Here is a 16,635-nt window from a genome sequence, read left to right as displayed (position 1 = left end):
CCACGCCTTATGCTGTCACCCGTGTTGGGCAGAGCTGAGCAGGAGGCGCCGACCGCCAGGAGCGGCATCCGGCGGGTCGCCGTGCTCACCCACACCGGGCGCGACGAGGCGGTCAAGGCGGCCAGCCGGCTGATCAACGGTCTGTCCGCCGCCGGCATCGTCTGCGTGCTGCCGTCGGCCGACATCGCCCATCTCAAGCTGTCCCGATCCGATCCGTCCATCGAGATGCTGCCGGAGGCCGATCCGATCATCGGCCTGGACACGCCCGAGGTGCCGCAGATCGAGTTGCTGGTGGTGCTCGGCGGTGACGGCACCATCCTGCGCGGCGCGGAGTGGGTGCTGGCCTCCGACGTGCCGCTGCTCGGGGTGAATCTGGGCCACGTCGGCTTCCTGGCCGAGGCCGAGTCCAGCGAGATCGACCTGATCGTCGAGACCGTCGTCAACCGCAGTTTCCGGGTGGAGGAGCGGTCCACCATCGACGTCCGGATTCTGTCGCCGCTCGATCCGTCCGGTGCCGAGCGGGTGGAGTGGAGTTCGTTCGCGATCAACGAGGTGACGATCGAGAAGGCGGCCCGGGAGCGGATGCTCGACCTGATGGTCGAGATCGACGGCCGGCCGCTGTCTCGGTGGTCGTGTGACGGGGTGCTGGTGTCCACCCCGACCGGCTCCACCGCGTACGCGTTCTCCGCCGGCGGGCCGGTGATCTGGCCCGGGGTGGACGCGATGCAGGTGCTGCCGCTGAGCGCACATGCCTTGTTCGCGCGGCCGATGGTGCTGAGCCCCCGGTCGCGGGTGCTGGTGGAGATGTTGGACGGGATGGCGCCGGAGGCCGTGGTCTGGTGCGACGGCCGCCGATCGACCGTGCTGAAGCGCGGGATGCGGGTCGAGGTGGTGCAGGGCAGGCATCGACTCCGGCTCGCCCGGCTGTCCGAGGCGCCCTTCACAGACCGGCTGGTGCACAAGTTCGGCTTGCCCGTGGCGGGCTGGCGCGGCGGTGCGGAAGCCAGGCACCGGCAGTCGCGCGGGGAGGACTGATGCTCTCCGAACTGCGGATCTCCGACCTGGGGGTGATCAGCGAGGCGACGCTGGAGTTGGACCCAGGGCTGACCGTGGTGACCGGCGAGACCGGTGCGGGCAAGACGATGATCGTCAGCGGGATCGACCTGCTGCTCGGCGGCAAGGCCGACACCGGAGCGATCCGAGCCGGCGCCGAGCGGGCTCGGGTCGAGGGAGTGTTCCGCGTCGCCGACCAGGAGCTGGCCGCGGCGGTGGCGGAGGCCGGCGGCCGGGTCGAGGATGACGAATTGCTGGTGGCACGGCATCTGACCGCGGCCGGTCGCAGCCGGGCCTACCTCGGCGGCGCTCAGGTGCCGGCCACGCTGTGCGGCGAGGTCACCGGCGAACTGGTCACGGTGCACGGCCAGTCGGAGCAGATCCGGCTCGGTCGCTCGGACCGGCAGCGGGAGATCCTGGACCGCTTCGCCGGGGCGAAGTTGGCCAAGCTGCTGACCTCGTACGGGCACGACTACGCCGAGCGTCGGGCCGCGGTCGCCGAACTGGACGAGTTGCGGCGCAACGCGCAGCAACGGGCCCGCGAGATCGACCTGCTCAAATTCGGGCTGGACGAGATCTCCGCCGTCGAGCCGCAGCCGGGCGAGGATCAGGCGCTCGCCACAGAGGCCACCCGGCTGCAGGCCGCAGATGATCTTCGGCTGGCCGCCACCACCGCGATGGTGGCGATCACCGGCGACGACGACGATCCGGCCGGCGACTCGGGTGCGTTGTCGGCGATCGGCCGGGCGCGCAAGGCCACCGAGCAACTGGCCGAGCTGGACCCGGACGCGGCCGAGCTGGCGCAACGAGTGGCCGAGGTGAGCTATCTGCTCACCGACGCGGCCGCCGACCTGAGTCGTTATCTGGACGGGTTGGAGTCCGAGCCGGGCCGGCTGGAGCTGATCGCCGAACGGCGTTCCCAGTTGGCAGGGCTGACCCGCAAGTACGGCAGCAGCGTGGACGAGGTGCTGGCCTGGGGAGCCGACGCCGCCCGGCAACTGGCCGAGTTGGAGACCGGCGACGACCGGATCGGCCAGTTGGAGAATCGGATCGCCGAGTTGGACGTTCGGCTGGACGAGCAGGCGACCAAGATCACCAAGCTGCGACGGACCGCGGCGCAGAAGTTGATCAAGCAGGTGCTGACCGAGTTGGCCGCGTTGGCGATGCCGCACGCCCGGCTGGAGTTCGCGCTGTCCGCCGCCGACTACGGTCCGTACGGGCGTGATCAGGTGGAGTTGCTGTTCAGTGCCAACCCCGGCAGCGAACCGCGCAATCTGGCCCGGGTCGCCTCCGGCGGCGAGTTGTCCCGGGTCCGGCTGGCGCTGGAGGTCGTGCTGGCCGGCAACGGTGACGGCGGCACGTTCGTGTTCGACGAGGTCGACGCCGGCGTCGGTGGCAAGGTGGCGGTGGAGATCGGCCGGCGGCTGGCGCGGTTGGCCGACCACTCACAAGTGATTGTTGTGACCCATCTGGCGCAGGTGGCAGCCTTCGCCGATCGGCATTACGTGGTGGCGAAATCCGACGACGGTCAGGTCACCACCAGCGGGGTGACCCGAGTGATCGACGGCGCACGATCGGCGGAGCTGGCTCGGATGATGGCCGGCCTGGAGCAGACCGAGAGCTCGATCGCTCACGCCGAGGAACTCCTCGCCGAGGCCGGCCAGACCCGAGGTCAGACCTCCAGCTGATCGGGATGCGGGAAGTCCGGCCGCGCGGCCGACGGGCGGTCCAGGTAGAACCAGCAGGTGGAGGCGATGTCGTCGGTGAGCGGCTTGTAACGGCCGCCCGACATCCAGCCCAGCGCCTGGATGTCGACCCGCAGGTCCTCGGTGAAGGTGACCGGGTCCGGCACGTGCCAGCGATACATGCCGAAGCGGTGCTGACTGGCGTACAGGCCGTCGGGCGGAAGAATCTGCGGCAGTCCCAGGTAGGGCGTGCTGAAGGCGGTGTAACCGTGGCCGGGGACGTCGAAATTCCACGCCCCGCCGAAGTAGTCCTCGGTGCCGGTGCCGGCGATGGTCGGGAACTCGTCGTCGCCGTCGAGGTAGAACTTGATCTCGCCCTCGCCCCACCAGCCGGGTGAGTTCACGCCCCAGGCCAGATAGGTGCCGACGTAGTGGCCGCGGCCCTCGATCCGGTCGAGGATCGGGTGAGTTTGCCGGGCCGGCAGCGGATTGCTGCGGCGGAACTGGGCGTGCAGGTACCCCGCGTCGGCGACATCGACGTCGACCTCGTAGGTGATCTGGAAGTAGACGATCACGTCGGTCTCGGACAGGTTTTCCAGGGTCAGCCGGGCGGAGGATCGAAACGGCATCGGCCAGTACGAGTTGAAGCCGCCGTTGGGGTTGGCCGCGATCATCTGCGAGGAGACCTGGGCGAAACGGCCCCAACCGCTGACGAAGAAGTCACCGACCGGAGTCTCGATCGCCGGCTCGTCGGAGCCGTCCCAGAAGGCGCGCAGGGCCAGCGTGCGCCAGTTGTCGGTGTGGGTGGTCAGCCAGATGTGGGTGATCCGCCCGGGGCCGTCGATGTTGGCCAAGTCGAAGGTCTCGTGTGCCTTGATCCGGACCGACGGCGACACCTTCCAGCCCTTGCCGAGGTCGCGGGCCGCCTGCGCCCCGGTGCCCTCGGTCGCCATCGCGCCGGCCCCCTTGGCCCCGGTGAAATTCTCCGGCGAGATCGAACGCGTGGTGCTGCTGCGCAGCGCGGCAATGTCGGTCATGCAAGGCTCCTCGACGAGTCGGAATGGCAGCCGCTCACGCTATCGCGTCCCGCAGAGCCAATGCCAGCGGTGGTGCGGTACCAGGCCCTTCGACAAGCTCAGGGCCCTCCGGTCGGGTTGGGCGGTCGCGTGCGGTTCATGCCCTTCGACAGGCTCAGGGCCCTTGGCGAGAGTCCGGCGACAACCTCAAGACCGATGCGAGGATCCGCCGCGCCACGACAGGCAACCGAAGGCACAGAGTCTCCGCGCAAACGCAACCTATGCACGCCCGTCGAGCGCCCCAGCGCGAGACCGCGCCCGCAGCGCAGCGGAGGGTGCGCGGCGACGCATCTATGGAGGTGCCCACGCCCGGGGGTGCGGGCTCCGGTAGTCGACCCCCGGAGTGACCTACAGCACCCGGGCCGCGGCAGCGGCACAAACCGGACGTAATCAAAAGCCTGGAATGATGGGGGCGCGATGAAGGTTCCCTCTGTCTTGCGCCGTCGGGCGCAGTCCGCCGAATCCGGGGGAGTCGTGCGCCTGGACCGGCGTACGAAGAACCTGACCAAGCGGCTCAAGCCCGGCGAGATCGCGGTGATCGACCATGCCGATCTGGACCGGGTCAGCGCCGAGGCGCTGGTGGAGTGCCAGGTCAGCGCGGTGATCAACATCGCCGGCTCAGTGTCCGGTCGCTATCCCAACTTCGGCCCGCAGATCCTGCTCGATGCCGGGATCGAGCTGATCGACCGCGCGGTACCTGCCGACGAGGAAGCCAAGGACCTGTTCGCCGTACTCACCGAAGGTGACCAGATCCGGCTGAACGACGGCGAGATCCTGGACGAGCACGACGCCGTCGTCGGCCGCGGAGAGTTGATGGACCGGCAGGCTCTGGACCGGCAACTGAGCCAGGCACAGACCGGGCTGAGCGATCAGATCATCGCGTTCACCGAGAACACGATGAGCTATCTGCGGGAGGAGAAGGACCTGCTGCTGGAGGGCGTCGGCGTCCCCCAGGTGAAGACCTCCTTCGAGGGCCGGCACGTGCTCATCGTCGTTCGCGGCTACGACTATCGCGACGACCTGATCGCGTTGCGCTCCTACATCTCCGAGCGCCGGCCGCTGCTGATCGGGGTCGACGGCGGTGCGGACGCCCTGCTGGAGAACGGCTACGCGCCCGACATCATCCTCGGCGACATGGACTCCTGCAGCGACGCCGCCCTCAACTGCGGCGCCGAACTGGTGGTGCACGCCTATCGCGACGGCCGCGCTCCCGGTCTGGAACGGATCAAGAAGCTCGGCCTGGAGGCGGTGGTGTTTCCGGTGCTCGGCACCAGCGAGGACGCGGCGATGTTGCTGGCCGACTCCAAGGGCGCTCAGTTGATCGTCGCGGTGGGAACCCACGCCTCCCTGGTGGAGTTCCTGGACAAGGGCCGATCAGGAATGGCATCGACCTTCCTGACCCGGCTGCGGGTGGGCCCCAAGCTGGTCGACGCCAAGGGCGTGTCGAGGATCTATCGCAGCGAGGTCAAGGGCTGGCACATCGTGTTGCTGGTGTTGTCCGCGTTGCTCGCCCTGGTCACCGCCATGGCGTTCACCAACTTCGGCCGGCAGGTCGGCGACCTGCTGCTGGCCCGCTGGAACGACGTCGTCTACTGGCTGAAGGAACTGTTCACTTGATCAACTTCCGCTACCACATCGTCTCGTTGATGGCGGTGTTCCTTGCGCTGGCCGTCGGCATCACCATGGGCGTGACGCTGGTCAGCGGCGAGGCCAACAAGGGCCTGGCCGCGCAGGCCGAACAGGACCGCAAACAGGTGCAGACCTATCGCGAGCAGCTCGCCCAGACCAAGGAGTTGGACAAGTATCGCGACGCATACGCCGCACAGGTCGGGACCCAGCTCACCGCCGGCATGCTGGCCGGTAGCTCGGTGGCGTTGATCAGCATGCCGAACGCACCCGGCGCCACGGTCTCGGATCTGAAGCAGGCGATCAAGGACGCCGGTGGCACGGTGGCTTCGACCACCAGCGTCTCGGCCGACGTGTTCGATCCGGAGAAGAGCGATCAGGTGAAGAAGGTGATCGAGCCGTACAGCAAGGAGTACTCGGCCGACGACTCGCTGGCCGCGCAGGTGGGCACCCTGGTCGGCCGGGCCGTGCTGGCACCGCAGAGCGGTGTCACCGACCAGCAGGCCAAGGAGATCGGTGACACCCTGAACGGGCAGTTGATCAAGCTCGACCGGTCCGACGATCAGACCGCCCAGCTGGCGATCGTGGTCACCGCGGCGGCCAGCGATCCGCCGATCGACGGGCAGCGGCTGGAACGACACGTCCAGTTCGATCTTGCCCTGGACAGCCGCGCCGCCGGGACGGTGATCGCGGGTCCGAACAGCACCGGCACCGACGGCACGGACGTCGCCACCGTACGCACCGATCCGGACAGCCGGACCGTGCTCAGCACCGTCGACGTGGCCGATCTGCGCAGCGGCGTCACGACGGTGATCATGGCCGGACGGGAACAGCTCGACGGCCACCAGGGCCACTACGGCGCCAGCAACGCCGACTCCCCGGCGCCGGAGCTTCCGGTTCGATGAGATCTGCAGACAGGCAGCGACGTCGCTTGGCCGTGGCCGTCGGCGGCGCGGTCGGCGCCGCTGTCTCGTACGCGATCAACCGCGCCGGTCTGGCCGCGGCACCCCAACGTTGGCAGCGGACCAACCACGCCGGCGTTTCGGTGACGCTGCTCGAGGGGCCGGCCGCAGCAGCCGGTGCGCTGGCCGGACTGTTGGGTCAGCAGGCGGTCGCCGGTGGTGCCATCAGCCCGCGGACGACGGCTGCCCGGAGCGTTGCGGTCGCCGGATCGGCGATCGTCGGAGCGTACGACGATCTGGCCGGATCCACACAGGCCAAGGGATTCCGCGGGCACCTCGGCGCGCTGCGCCGGGGCCAGATCACCTCCGGGATGATCAAACTGTCCGGGATCGGATTGTCCGCACTGGCCGCATCGGTGATCGACCCCGGCCCGCGGCGCGGGGCCGGGCGGGTTGCCGACATCATGATCAACACCGCGTTGATCGCCGGTACCGCCAACCTGACCAATCTTCTTGATCTCCGTCCCGGACGGGCTGCCAAGGTGATCATCGGGCTCGGCCTGCCCGCCGGTGCGACGCCGGTGGTGGGCAGTGCCGCCGGCGTGCTGCCGGCCGATCTCGACGGCCGGTCGATGCTGGGGGACTGCGGCGCCAACGCCCTCGGCGCCGGACTCGCGGCCTCGGCCACCCGGCTGCCGATGCCTGTGCGGTTGCTCGCGTTGGCCGGGGTGGTCGGGCTGAATCTGGCCAGCGAACGGGTCAGCTTCACCCGGGTGATCGAGAACAGCCCGGTGCTCAGCACACTCGACGAACTCGGCCGCCCGCTGCCGCACGGCACGACGAGCTACGGTCCCGAGGTCGAAGGTCCCGGGATTGAAGAGTCGCCGGATGAGCGCTAGCGCGCCCGGCCGGGTTCGCGGTCGTGGCCGGTTCGCTCAGGTCGCGGCCGGCGTGGCGGCGCTGACGCTGGCGTCGCGGATCGTCGGCTTCGGCCGTTGGCTGGTGTTCTCCAAGACCGTCGGCGACACCTGTCTGGGGGACGCGTACAACTCGGCCAACCAGCTGCCGAATGTGCTCTTCGAGATCGCCGCCGGCGGTGTTCTGGCCAGCGTGGTGGTGCCGGTGATCAGCCGCCAGTTGAGTCAGGGCCGTGACGGGGAGGCGAGCCGGACCGCATCGGCGATCCTGTGCTGGACGTTGATTCTGCTGACCCCGTTCGCACTGGGGGCGATGGTGCTGGCGCAGGTCTACGCCGAGGGATTCGTCCAGTCCCGGTGCGCCGGTGCGGTCGACTCCGCCGCGTCCCTGCTGGTGATCTTCGGGCCGCAGATCTGGCTGTACGGGCTGGCCGTGGTCAGCGCGGGCGTCTTGCAGGCCCACCGGCGATTCGTGGCCGCCGCCGCGGCGCCGCTGGCTTCCAGCGCGACCGTGATCAGCACCTACATCGTCTTCGGCCTGATCGCCGACCCGGGAGGCCGGGACGATCCGGCGCTGCTGCAGACCCGAGCCCTCGATGTGCTCGGCTGGGGCACCACAGCCGGTGTTCTGGTATTGGCGTCGGTCACTTTTGTTCCGCTGCTGCGTCTCAGGCTCCGACTGCGTCCCACCGTTCGGTTCCCCGCCGGGGTCCTCGGTGTGATCAGCGCCATCGCCGGAGCGAGCGTGGCCGGCCTGATCATCCAGCAGCTCAGTGTGATGGCCGGCGTTCTGGCCGCCAAACAGTCTGCTGTGCCGGGCGCCTGGACCAGGGCAACCTGGGCCAATGCCGTCTACCTGTTGCCGTTCGCCGTGCTGGTCAGTCCGCTGTTGCAGATGATCTTTCCGCGATTGAGCGCGGCGTCGGTGGACGGATTCCGGGCTGTGGCAGAGGTGCTGTCGCGGATCGGTCCCCCCCTGTGCACCTTGTCGGCCCTCGGTGCCGGGTTGCTGATCGCCGATGCGGTCCCGGTGGCCCGGCTGCTGGTGCTCGGACCGGGTTCGGCGCAGGTCGGTTCGCTGGCCTGGCCGATCATCGGTTACGCCCCGGCGGTGGTCGGTTTCGCGCTGATGGGCCTGGCCACCCGGACTCTGTACGCCGAGCGTCGCGCCCGTCGCGCCGGACTGACCAACGTGATCGGCTGGGCCGTGGTGATCATCGGGGTAGTGCTGGTCGGCCTGCTGGCTGCTCCCGACCAGGTGGTGACCGGGATCGCGATGGCCAACTCGCTCGGGATGGTGGTCGGGGCGGTGGTCGGATGGGCGCTGATTCTCACGGATTGGCCGGAACGTCCACGCCTCGGACTGGCCCGGCCGCTGCTGCGTGGTATCCCGATCGGTCTGGCTGCCGGCGCCCTGGTCGCTGTGGCAGGACGCCGGCTCGGGCAGGCCGGCATCGTCGGATCGGCGCTGGGCGCTGTCGGAGCGGCGGTGATCTGCACGCTGCTGTTCGCGTTGGGGATCCGGTTGCTGGACCGACGCTCCTGGTCCGGGCTGCTGGCCCTTCGGCACCAGGGGAGGACCGATGAGTCGAACTGACCGGGGACCGTTCCGTGTCGCCATGGTGCTGACCGGGACCGCCGGAGGCATCGGCGGTCACGTCGCAGCCGTGGTGCCCCGGTTGGCCGAACTCGGCCTGACCATCCGGATCTGGTGTCCGGCCGACGTTGCGACCGGGCCACTGGCCGCTGTCGGCGTGCCGGTCGCGCCGTTGTCCAGGCTGTCGGGGATCCGGAGCGCCGACATCGTGCATTCTCATGGGTACAAGGCATCGGCGTTGTCTGCACCGATCGTCCGGAGCAGCCGGGTGCCGATGGTCACGACCTGGCACAACGACATTGCGGCTGCCGGCGCCGCCCGCCTGGTCGGCGCGACCCTGCGGCTGATCAGCGCAGCCGGCTCGACGCTGGTGCTCGGTGTCAGTCCGGATCTCGTGCAGGCTGCCCGGAGGCTCGGCGCATCGGCTGAGCTGCTGCCGGTTCCGGCGGCCCAGTTGGCGGCGGCGACTCAGGATCGTGATCCGGTACGCGACCGGCTCGGCGTGGCCGGGTCCGACGTCCTGGTCATCACCGTGGCGCGGTTGGCCCCGCAGAAGAATCTCGGCCTGCTGCTGGACATCGCGTCCCGGACCGGCACCGGGCCCGGCAGTCCCCGGTATCTGATCGTCGGCGACGGTCCGGAGCGTCCGATGCTGCAGCAGCGGATCAACGCCGAACAGCTACCGGTCAGGCTGCTCGGCCATCGCGACGACATCCCCGACCTGCTCGGCGCCGCTGACCTGGCGCTGAACACCTCGACCTGGGAAGGATCCTCGCTGGCTGTCCAGGAGACCCTGCAGGCCGGCGTCGGGCTGGTCATCACCGACGTCGGCGGCAATCGGGCGCTGCTCGGGGACGCGGTGGCGTGGATCCGGCCCGACGATCCGGCCGGCGCCGCCGAGAAGATCCGTCGGCTCGCCGCGGATCCCGTTGCCCGGGCCGGACTGGCAGCTGCGGGGTTGCGGCGGGCCGCCGGCTGGCCCGGCCAGCAGGAGATCGCGGTCGAGCTCGCCGATCGCTATCGGCAGGTCCGGGACCGCGAGCGATCCGTCCGGACCGGGCAGTGCGGTCGGCCTCCCCGGTTCCCCGGGTCGGCCTCGCGTGGGCCCGATTCATGACCGTCGGCGACGCCGTGCCGGTTCGGCGTGCTGGCAACATCGCGCTGGCGGTGCTGGGAACCGCGATCGTGTTGGTGTTGCTGACCGGGCTGCTCGGACCATCGGCGGCCCAGGCCAAGCTGCCCGGCGGACCCGGTTGGCTGCCGCCGTACGCCTTAGGACTGAATCCGTCCCCGCTGCTGGTGACGGTGCTGCTGATGCTGGCCATGCTGCTATCGATGGCGGGCCTCGGCTGGGGGATGCGCTGTGTCGCACGAGGCTGGCGGCCGCCGGTCGGCCGGCTGACCTGGGCCGGGGCGGTGGCGACGTTGGCGATGATCGCGGTACCGCCGATGGGCTCGACCGACGTGCTCTTCTACGCGGTGTACGGCAGGTTGACCGCCCTCGGCGCCGATCCGTACCGCGACACCGCCCAGCTGCTGATCGACCGCGGGGATCCGATCGGGCTGGCGACCCAGGGGCTGCGGTGGACCGACACCACCTCGGTGTACGGTCCGGTCGCCACCGCGACGCAGTGGCTGGCGTCGGTGATCGGCGGCTCCTCAGTGCATGCCACCGTGTTCGTGCTGACCGCGATGTGCGCGGCGGCGTACCTGATCACCGGGATGCTGCTGCGGCGGATGGTCGCCGGAGACCCGGCCCGACAGGTCCGGGTCGCGCTGCTCTGGACGATCAATCCGGTGCTGCTGTTCGTCGGCGTCAACTCCGGCCACGTGGACACCCTCGGCGTGGTGTTCGCCGTCGCCGCGCTGTACGCCGGTGGCCGCCGGTGGTGGCCGGTCGCCGGTGTCCTGCTCGGGCTGGCCTGCGCGGTCAAGTTGACCTTCGGACTGTTCGTGCTGGCGATGGTGCTGGTGCTGTTCCGCAAGCCGCGCCGGCTGCTGATCGTGTTGGCCGGCGGCGCCGTCGTCGGTGTGGTCGGCTACCTGCTGGTCGGCCTGGACGCGGTCTCCTCGACGCTGCAGGCCGGCGGCCGGTATTCCTCGGCCGGGCCGCTGCGGCTGCTGCTCTATCCGCTGGCGGCGTGGCTGGGCGCAGACCTGGGGCTGCGCGTGATCGTGATCTTGAGCTGGCTGCTGCTGGTGATCATCGCCGTACTGCTCTACCGCCGGCTGACCGCGACCGCGCCGCCGGGCGGTGACTTCGTCGCCCGAGCCGGCCTGGCCGCGGCGGCGCTGACGGTTGCCTGGGTGCTGACCGCGGCGTATTCGCTGCCCTGGTACGACATCGCCGCCTGGGCGCCGGTGGCGCTGCTGATCACCGCCGGCCCGGCCGAGCGGCTGATGAGCATCCGTACGCCGCTGCTGGTCTGCGCCTACCTGCCCGGCGCGGCCGTGGCGCTACCGCCGGACGCTCAGCTGCTGACCGATGTGGTCCGCAACGGCATCGCTCCGGCGGTCGGGATGTTGCTGCTGATCGCGGTGTTCTGGTTCTGCCGGCCGGGCGTACGGCAGCGCGCCGATCGTGCTCAACCGAGGTCTGCGGCCAACCGCTGATAGCTGGGCAGTAGCTCCTCGAACCGGATCGGTTCGGCGATGGGTTCGCGGCCGAGCAGGTAGTCGGCCAGGTGCTCGGCGTGCAGCTGCCAGCCGGCTCCGTAGAACGCGATCTTGTCCAGCGGCATGCCCGTCGCCTCGATCACGAGCCTGGTTCGGTCACCGTCGGCGGCCAACGTGGCGTCGATGGAGTCGTCGAAGTCGGGCAGGGCATCGCCCAGCCGCCACGACTCGTCGGTCTCGGTGCTCACCACCCGCAGCCGGCGCGGCGGGTCACAGACCTCGATCCGGCCGGCGCCGTACAGCCCAGGTCCCTCCAGATGGATCCGGTATGCGCCGCCGATCCGCAGCTCGCCCTCGACCTCGCCGTACCAGCGGGCGAGCCGGTCCGGATCGGTGATCGCCGACCACAGGTCCTTGATGTCGGTGGGGTAGACGTCCTCGATCCGTACCACGCCACGACCGGCGGCCGATCGGAGACTTCCGATGATGCGAACGTCGTCGTCCGCGGTTTGCTTGGTCATCTCGCCTTCCTTCGTTGGGCTCTTGGTCCGACCTGCAATGTACCCAGGTAGTTACGTAACCGTCAAGCTACTGAACCGCGACCGATTCCGACACGTACGCCGAAAGGGTGCCGTGATTCGGCGAAATCGGTGTCTGGCGCTTAGGCTGGAGGTCCGTGGATACTCCTTCTCCGACCAAGCACGTATTCGTCACTGGAGGAGTCGCCTCCTCTCTCGGCAAGGGCCTCACCGCTTCCAGTCTGGGAAGCCTCCTGGTGGCCCGCGGACTCCGGGTCACCATGCAGAAGCTGGACCCGTACCTCAATGTCGATCCCGGCACGATGAACCCGTTCCAGCACGGCGAGGTCTTCGTCACCGAGGACGGCGCGGAGACCGATCTGGACGTCGGTCACTACGAGCGCTTCCTGGATCGCAATCTGCCCGGCGACGCCAACGTCACCACCGGCAAGGTGTACTCGACGGTGATCGCCAAGGAACGTCGTGGCGACTACCTCGGTGACACCGTGCAGGTCATCCCACACATCACCAACGAGATCATGGATCAGATGTTGCGGATGGCCGAACCGGGCGAGGACGGGGCACCGATCGACGTGGTGATCCACGAGATCGGCGGCACCGTGGGTGACATCGAGTCACAACCTTTCCTTGAGGCCGCGCGGCAGGTGCGCCATCTGGTCGGCCGCAATCAGGTGTTCTTCCTGCACGTCTCGCTGCTGCCGTACATCGGGCCCAGCGGCGAGCTGAAGACCAAGCCGACTCAGCATTCGGTGGCTGCGCTGCGGCAGGCCGGCATCCAGCCGGATGCCATTGTCTGCCGAGCGAATCGGGAGATCCCGGACTCGGTCAAGCGCAAGATCAGCTTGATGTGCGATGTGGACGACCAGGGCGTGATCGAGAACATCGATGCGCCGAGCATCTACGACATCCCGCGGGTGCTGCACTCCCAGGGCCTGGATGCGTACGTGGTGCGGCAGCTCGATCTGCGCTTCCGCGATGTCGACTGGACGCGTTGGAACGATCTGCTGGATCGGGTGCACAACCCGAAGGAGGAGGTCACCATCGCGCTGGTCGGCAAGTACATAGACCTGCCCGACGCCTATCTGTCGGTGGTCGAGGCACTGCGCGCCGGCGGTTTTGCCAACCGGGCCAAGGTGAACGTTCGCTGGGTCCGTTCCGATGACTGCGAAACGCCCGATGGGGCGGCGCATGCGCTCGGCGACGTGGACGGCGTCTGCGTGCCCGGCGGCTTCGGAATCCGTGGCGTGGAAGGAAAGGTCGGCGCCATCGCATACGCACGGACGCAGCGGATTCCGATCCTGGGGCTGTGCCTGGGGTTGCAGTGCATGGTGATCGAGGTGGCCCGCAATCTGGCCGGACTGGCCGGTGCGGACTCCAGCGAATTCACCCCGGACACCGAGTATCCGGTGATCGCGACCATGGCCGAACAGATCAAGATCGTTTCCGGCGGTGGTGATCTTGGTGGCTCGATGCGACTCGGCTCGTACCCGGCCGAGCTGGTCGGCGGCACCATCGTGGCCAAGCAGTACGGCACCACCGAGGTGACCGAACGGCACCGGCATCGCTACGAGGTCAACAACGCCTACCGGGAACAACTGGAGCAGGCCGGCCTGGTGATCAGCGGCACCTCGCCGGACTCCACCCTGGTCGAGTTCGTCGAGCTGGATCGGGCCCAGCACCCGTACTTCGTTGCCACCCAGGCACATCCGGAGCTGAAGTCCCGGCCGACCCACCCGCACCCGCTCTTCGTCGGACTGATCGAGGCCGCGCTGGAACGCAAGATCGCGACCCGGCTGCCGGTAGACGGAGACGACAAGTGACGGGCAAGGGTCCTGAGCCTGTCGAAGGACCGGGACGCAAGTTGATCATCGGAGTTGACGACCTGATGGACAGCCCGGAGTCCTGGCCGGTGAAGTCGACCGACCTGCTGGCCAGGGGAGCGGTGTCCTCCTTCGTCGACGAACGCATCCTGACCCCGGACCAGGAAGTGCTGGATCGCCAGTTCACCCTGCACCCGGGTGCGGTCGGCATCATCGCTCTCGATGATCATGAACGGGTCGCGCTGGTCCGGCAGTACCGGCACCCGGTGCAACACCGGCTGATCGAGCCGCCGGCCGGGCTGTTGGACGTCGACGGCGAGGACTACCTGATCGGTGCTCAGCGAGAGCTGGCGGAGGAGGTCGGGCTGGCCGCATCGGATTGGCGGGTGCTGGCCGAGGAGTTCACCTCACCCGGCGGGCTGAGCGAGAGCATGCGGATGTATCTGGCCCGCGGTCTGTCCGAGGCGCCGGCGCCGGAGGGATTCGTCAAGCACGGCGAGGAAGCCCACATGGACATCGTCTGGGCGAGCCTCGATGATCTGGTCTCCGGAGTGCTCGCCGGCCGGCTGCACAGCCCGACCCTGGTGGTCGGCGTCCTGGCCGCCTGGGCCGCGAAGACTCGTACCGGATTCGACGCGCTACGCCCGGCCGACGCACCCTGGCCCGCCCGCGAGGAGCTGCTCCGCCGTCAGACCGACTACTCCGGACACTGACTCCGGCGATCGAGGTCGGCCAGCACAACCTGAAGTCGCTGGCCCGCCCAGCCAGAGGAACACCGGCCCGAACACGAAGCCGTTGCTCATTCGCCCGACGGGATGATCGATCTTCACCACGGGCGTGTTCCCCGGGAAGTCCTCGATCGCCTGTGGAAACCCGAGCGCGAACGCGGGCCTCTTCCCAGGTGCATCTGGACGTAGCCCCACGATCGGCCAGATCGCACCGCGCCGTCAATCGACCGGCTCTGGTCCGCGGCGGTGAGTGTTCGTTTTCCATCCAGGCTTAGGTTCGGTCAGCAGGATATGTCGGCAGGCCGTTCGTTTTCCAACCATGGTCGGCTTTTGCATGGTGATTCGAGGCAGGGGGCGTTCGTTTTCCAACCATGGTTGGGTTGTGCGTCCTGGATCCGCCGTCCCGAACCGGGTGCGGGGATCAGCTCGCTGCGGCCGGTGCCCAGATTTGAGGAGGTTCTGGTTGCTCCGGGCGCGATATGGGTGCGGTAGCTCCTTCGATTCGGGCCGGGTGTGGCGATCGGGGTGCCGCGACGCGAAACCTTCCGCGCCAGGGTGATAGCTTGACGTCAAGATATTGAGGGGGTGTCGGGTGATCACGGGACTTGATCATGTTCAGGTGGCGATCCCCCGCGGCGGCGAGGACGTGGCACGCGGCTTCTACGGCGAGCTTCTGCAGATGCAGGAGATCGCCAAGCCTGCCGCACTGGCCGGGCGTGGCGGTTGCTGGTTCGGCTCCGGCGACGCGGTGCTGCATCTCGGGGTGGAGGATCCGTTTGCTCCGGCCCGCAAGGCGCATCCGGCGTTCCTGGTTGTTGATCTTGATACGCTCGAGCAGGACTTGACCGACGCCGGCCACGAGTGCGTCCGGTCCGACGGCGAGATCGAGGGCGTACGACGCTTCCACACCCACGATCCCTTCGGCAACAGGATCGAGTTCCAACAACGCTGAGCTTCCGCGACTCGCGCGATGGGCAGGGTGATCGGCGCGGCCCGGTCGCGGTGACATAACCGGTGGAGCGTGCTCAGATCGCCGATTAGCGTGCCGAAGGTGATCAGAATCGCCAGGCCGCAGGACGCAGAAGCCTTGCACCGTGGGTGTTATCCGAACGCGCCGCGGGAGCTGGTCAGCCAATGGTGTGAGGTGCCGGAGGAGACCGACCGGGTCATGTTGGTGGCGGTCGATGAAGACGATCTTGCTGTCGGACACTGCACCCTGACCCGTCGCCAGCACCAAATGGAACGCCATCGAGCGGAGATCGGCGGGAATCCATGCCGAGGACGCCTACCGAGGTCTGGGGTTCGTCGAGTGGGCCAGGATGCCGGCCGGGCTTCATGATCATGATCGGATCTACGACGTACGGCTCTACCGCGCGGTGGGGTCGATGGTCGAAAAAGTCTTCGAGCGCTAACCTTCCGGGGTGCCCATCGCGAGTCTCAGTGCCGATGAGGTCCATCGCATCTACGGACCGTGGACGACCCGGACGCCCCAGGATGCCGCGGAGCTGATGGCGGGCTATCCGGGCCACTGGTGGATCGCCGGCGGTTGGGCGATCGAAGCATTCACCGGGGTCCCGAGGCCACATGGCGATCTTGATCTCAGCATCCCTCGGACCGAGCTGCCGCTGTTTCGCCGATATCTTGCCGGGAGGATCGATCTGTGGGCCGCCGACCAGGAGACCTTGCGCATACTGCTGCCGGGCGACATCGGCGAGGACGACCTGCCCGACAGCTGCGAGAACGTCTGGGCGCGTGACGGCGGCGGCAATCCCTGGGAGTACGACACGATCCTGATGAGCACCAGCCTGATCAGTACGGGCGCCGACATCTGGGTCTACAAGCGTGATCCACGGGTACGGCGGCCGATCGACGAGATCCTCTGGTCCCGGGACAAGATCAACTACCTGCGACCCGAGATCCAGTTGCTGCACAAAGCCCGCGGACTGCGTACCAAGGATCAACGGGACTTCGATGTCGCCCTCCCTCTGCTGTCCGTTCAAGATCAACGCTGGTTGCGCGACGCCCTCGCGCTGACCGTTCCCGGCCATCCATGGATCGACAGGCTGTGATCATGAT

At 68.4% G+C, this 16,635-nt stretch carries 14 protein-coding genes; 12 read left to right on the top strand and 2 right to left on the bottom strand.

The window, feature by feature from the left end; genetic code table 11:
* The first annotated feature begins 9 nt into the window (after window positions 1–9).
* The gene (locus FOE78_RS16470; RefSeq protein WP_143987265.1) at window positions 10–1,035 is read left to right on the top strand and encodes an NAD kinase; all 1,026 of its coding nucleotides are present in this window, start codon (window positions 10–12) and stop codon (window positions 1,033–1,035) included.
* Window positions 1,035–2,741, top strand: coding sequence for a DNA repair protein RecN (gene recN / locus FOE78_RS16465; protein ID WP_143987264.1), 1,707 nt, complete (start codon window positions 1,035–1,037; stop codon window positions 2,739–2,741). The genes FOE78_RS16470 and recN overlap by 1 nt, the downstream gene beginning before the upstream one ends.
* Here recN and FOE78_RS16460 read toward each other — a convergent pair.
* Window positions 2,726–3,775, bottom strand: a complete 1,050-nt coding sequence (locus tag FOE78_RS16460) for a glycoside hydrolase family 172 protein (RefSeq protein WP_143987263.1) — start codon at window positions 3,773–3,775, stop codon at window positions 2,726–2,728. The genes recN and FOE78_RS16460 overlap by 16 nt on opposite strands.
* Before the next feature lie 456 nt (window positions 3,776–4,231).
* On the opposite strand from FOE78_RS16460, the gene steA reads away from it, so the two are divergent.
* From steA to FOE78_RS16430, 6 genes are read left to right on the top strand one after another with little or no spacing between them, the layout of a single operon-like run.
* Window positions 4,232–5,431 (top strand): putative cytokinetic ring protein SteA, encoded by a 1,200-nt coding sequence (gene steA, locus FOE78_RS16455; RefSeq protein ID WP_143987262.1) that lies wholly within the window; start codon window positions 4,232–4,234, stop codon window positions 5,429–5,431.
* Window positions 5,428–6,345 (top strand): copper transporter, encoded by a 918-nt coding sequence (locus FOE78_RS16450; protein ID WP_143987261.1) that lies wholly within the window; start codon window positions 5,428–5,430, stop codon window positions 6,343–6,345. The genes steA and FOE78_RS16450 overlap by 4 nt, the downstream gene beginning before the upstream one ends.
* Window positions 6,342–7,241, top strand: coding sequence for a hypothetical protein (locus FOE78_RS16445; protein WP_210414626.1), 900 nt, complete (start codon window positions 6,342–6,344; stop codon window positions 7,239–7,241). The genes FOE78_RS16450 and FOE78_RS16445 overlap by 4 nt, the downstream gene beginning before the upstream one ends.
* Entirely contained in the window at window positions 7,231–8,856 is a 1,626-nt protein-coding gene (gene murJ / locus FOE78_RS16440) for a murein biosynthesis integral membrane protein MurJ (protein ID WP_143987260.1), read from the top strand. The genes FOE78_RS16445 and murJ overlap by 11 nt, the downstream gene beginning before the upstream one ends.
* Window positions 8,843–9,973 (top strand): glycosyltransferase family 4 protein, encoded by a 1,131-nt coding sequence (locus FOE78_RS16435; RefSeq protein WP_143987259.1) that lies wholly within the window; start codon window positions 8,843–8,845, stop codon window positions 9,971–9,973. Before murJ ends, FOE78_RS16435 begins: the two co-directional genes overlap by 14 nt.
* The gene (locus FOE78_RS16430; RefSeq protein ID WP_143987258.1) at window positions 9,970–11,469 is read left to right on the top strand and encodes a glycosyltransferase 87 family protein; all 1,500 of its coding nucleotides are present in this window, start codon (window positions 9,970–9,972) and stop codon (window positions 11,467–11,469) included. Before FOE78_RS16435 ends, FOE78_RS16430 begins: the two co-directional genes overlap by 4 nt.
* Here FOE78_RS16430 and FOE78_RS16425 read toward each other — a convergent pair.
* Window positions 11,442–11,993 (bottom strand): SRPBCC domain-containing protein, encoded by a 552-nt coding sequence (locus tag FOE78_RS16425; protein ID WP_210414625.1) that lies wholly within the window; start codon window positions 11,991–11,993, stop codon window positions 11,442–11,444. The genes FOE78_RS16430 and FOE78_RS16425 overlap by 28 nt on opposite strands.
* 155 nt (window positions 11,994–12,148) lie before the next feature.
* Between FOE78_RS16425 and FOE78_RS16420 the strand changes: the two genes are divergently transcribed.
* The 4 genes from FOE78_RS16420 to FOE78_RS16405 all read left to right on the top strand — a co-directional run bounded on the left by FOE78_RS16420 (window position 12,149) and on the right by FOE78_RS16405 (window position 16,628).
* Complete coding sequence (locus FOE78_RS16420) at window positions 12,149–13,831, top strand: CTP synthase (RefSeq protein ID WP_143987257.1); 1,683 nt, start codon at window positions 12,149–12,151, stop codon at window positions 13,829–13,831.
* A 65-nt stretch (window positions 13,832–13,896) separates the two neighbouring features.
* Window positions 13,897–14,544: an NUDIX domain-containing protein gene (locus FOE78_RS16415; RefSeq protein ID WP_143988860.1), complete on the top strand. Its 648-nt coding sequence runs from the start codon at window positions 13,897–13,899 to the stop codon at window positions 14,542–14,544.
* Between the two features lie 607 nt (window positions 14,545–15,151).
* Window positions 15,152–15,511 (top strand): VOC family protein, encoded by a 360-nt coding sequence (locus tag FOE78_RS16410; RefSeq protein ID WP_143987256.1) that lies wholly within the window; start codon window positions 15,152–15,154, stop codon window positions 15,509–15,511.
* Window positions 15,512–15,980: 469 nt separating this feature from the next.
* Window positions 15,981–16,628, top strand: coding sequence for a nucleotidyltransferase domain-containing protein (locus FOE78_RS16405; protein WP_228265857.1), 648 nt, complete (start codon window positions 15,981–15,983; stop codon window positions 16,626–16,628).
* Window positions 16,629–16,635 lie beyond the last annotated feature (7 nt).

The sequence above is a fragment of the Microlunatus elymi genome (assembly GCF_007362775.1).
GTDB classification, from domain to species: Bacteria; Actinomycetota; Actinomycetes; order Propionibacteriales; family Propionibacteriaceae; genus Microlunatus; species Microlunatus elymi.
The sequence above is the reverse complement of the archived record's forward strand: the minus strand, read 5'-3'. Positions and strand labels throughout refer to the sequence as shown.

Bases quoted from the DNA above. Each gene is read 5' to 3' on its own strand.
- FOE78_RS16460 (WP_143987263.1), bottom strand. From the start codon at position 3,775: ATGACCGACATTGCCGCGCTGCGCAGCAGCACCACGCGTTCGATCTCG.
- FOE78_RS16430 (WP_143987258.1), top strand. From the start codon at position 9,970: ATGACCGTCGGCGACGCCGTGCCGGTTCGGCGTGCTGGCAACATCGCG.
- FOE78_RS16445 (WP_210414626.1), top strand. From the start codon at position 6,342: ATGAGATCTGCAGACAGGCAGCGACGTCGCTTGGCCGTGGCCGTCGGC.
- FOE78_RS16425 (WP_210414625.1), bottom strand. From the start codon at position 11,993: ATGACCAAGCAAACCGCGGACGACGACGTTCGCATCATCGGAAGTCTC.
- recN (WP_143987264.1), top strand. From the start codon at position 1,035: ATGCTCTCCGAACTGCGGATCTCCGACCTGGGGGTGATCAGCGAGGCG.
- murJ (WP_143987260.1), top strand. From the start codon at position 7,231: ATGAGCGCTAGCGCGCCCGGCCGGGTTCGCGGTCGTGGCCGGTTCGCT.
- FOE78_RS16415 (WP_143988860.1), top strand. From the start codon at position 13,897: ATGGACAGCCCGGAGTCCTGGCCGGTGAAGTCGACCGACCTGCTGGCC.
- FOE78_RS16435 (WP_143987259.1), top strand. From the start codon at position 8,843: ATGAGTCGAACTGACCGGGGACCGTTCCGTGTCGCCATGGTGCTGACC.
- FOE78_RS16470 (WP_143987265.1), top strand. From the start codon at position 10: ATGCTGTCACCCGTGTTGGGCAGAGCTGAGCAGGAGGCGCCGACCGCC.
- steA (WP_143987262.1), top strand. From the start codon at position 4,232: ATGAAGGTTCCCTCTGTCTTGCGCCGTCGGGCGCAGTCCGCCGAATCC.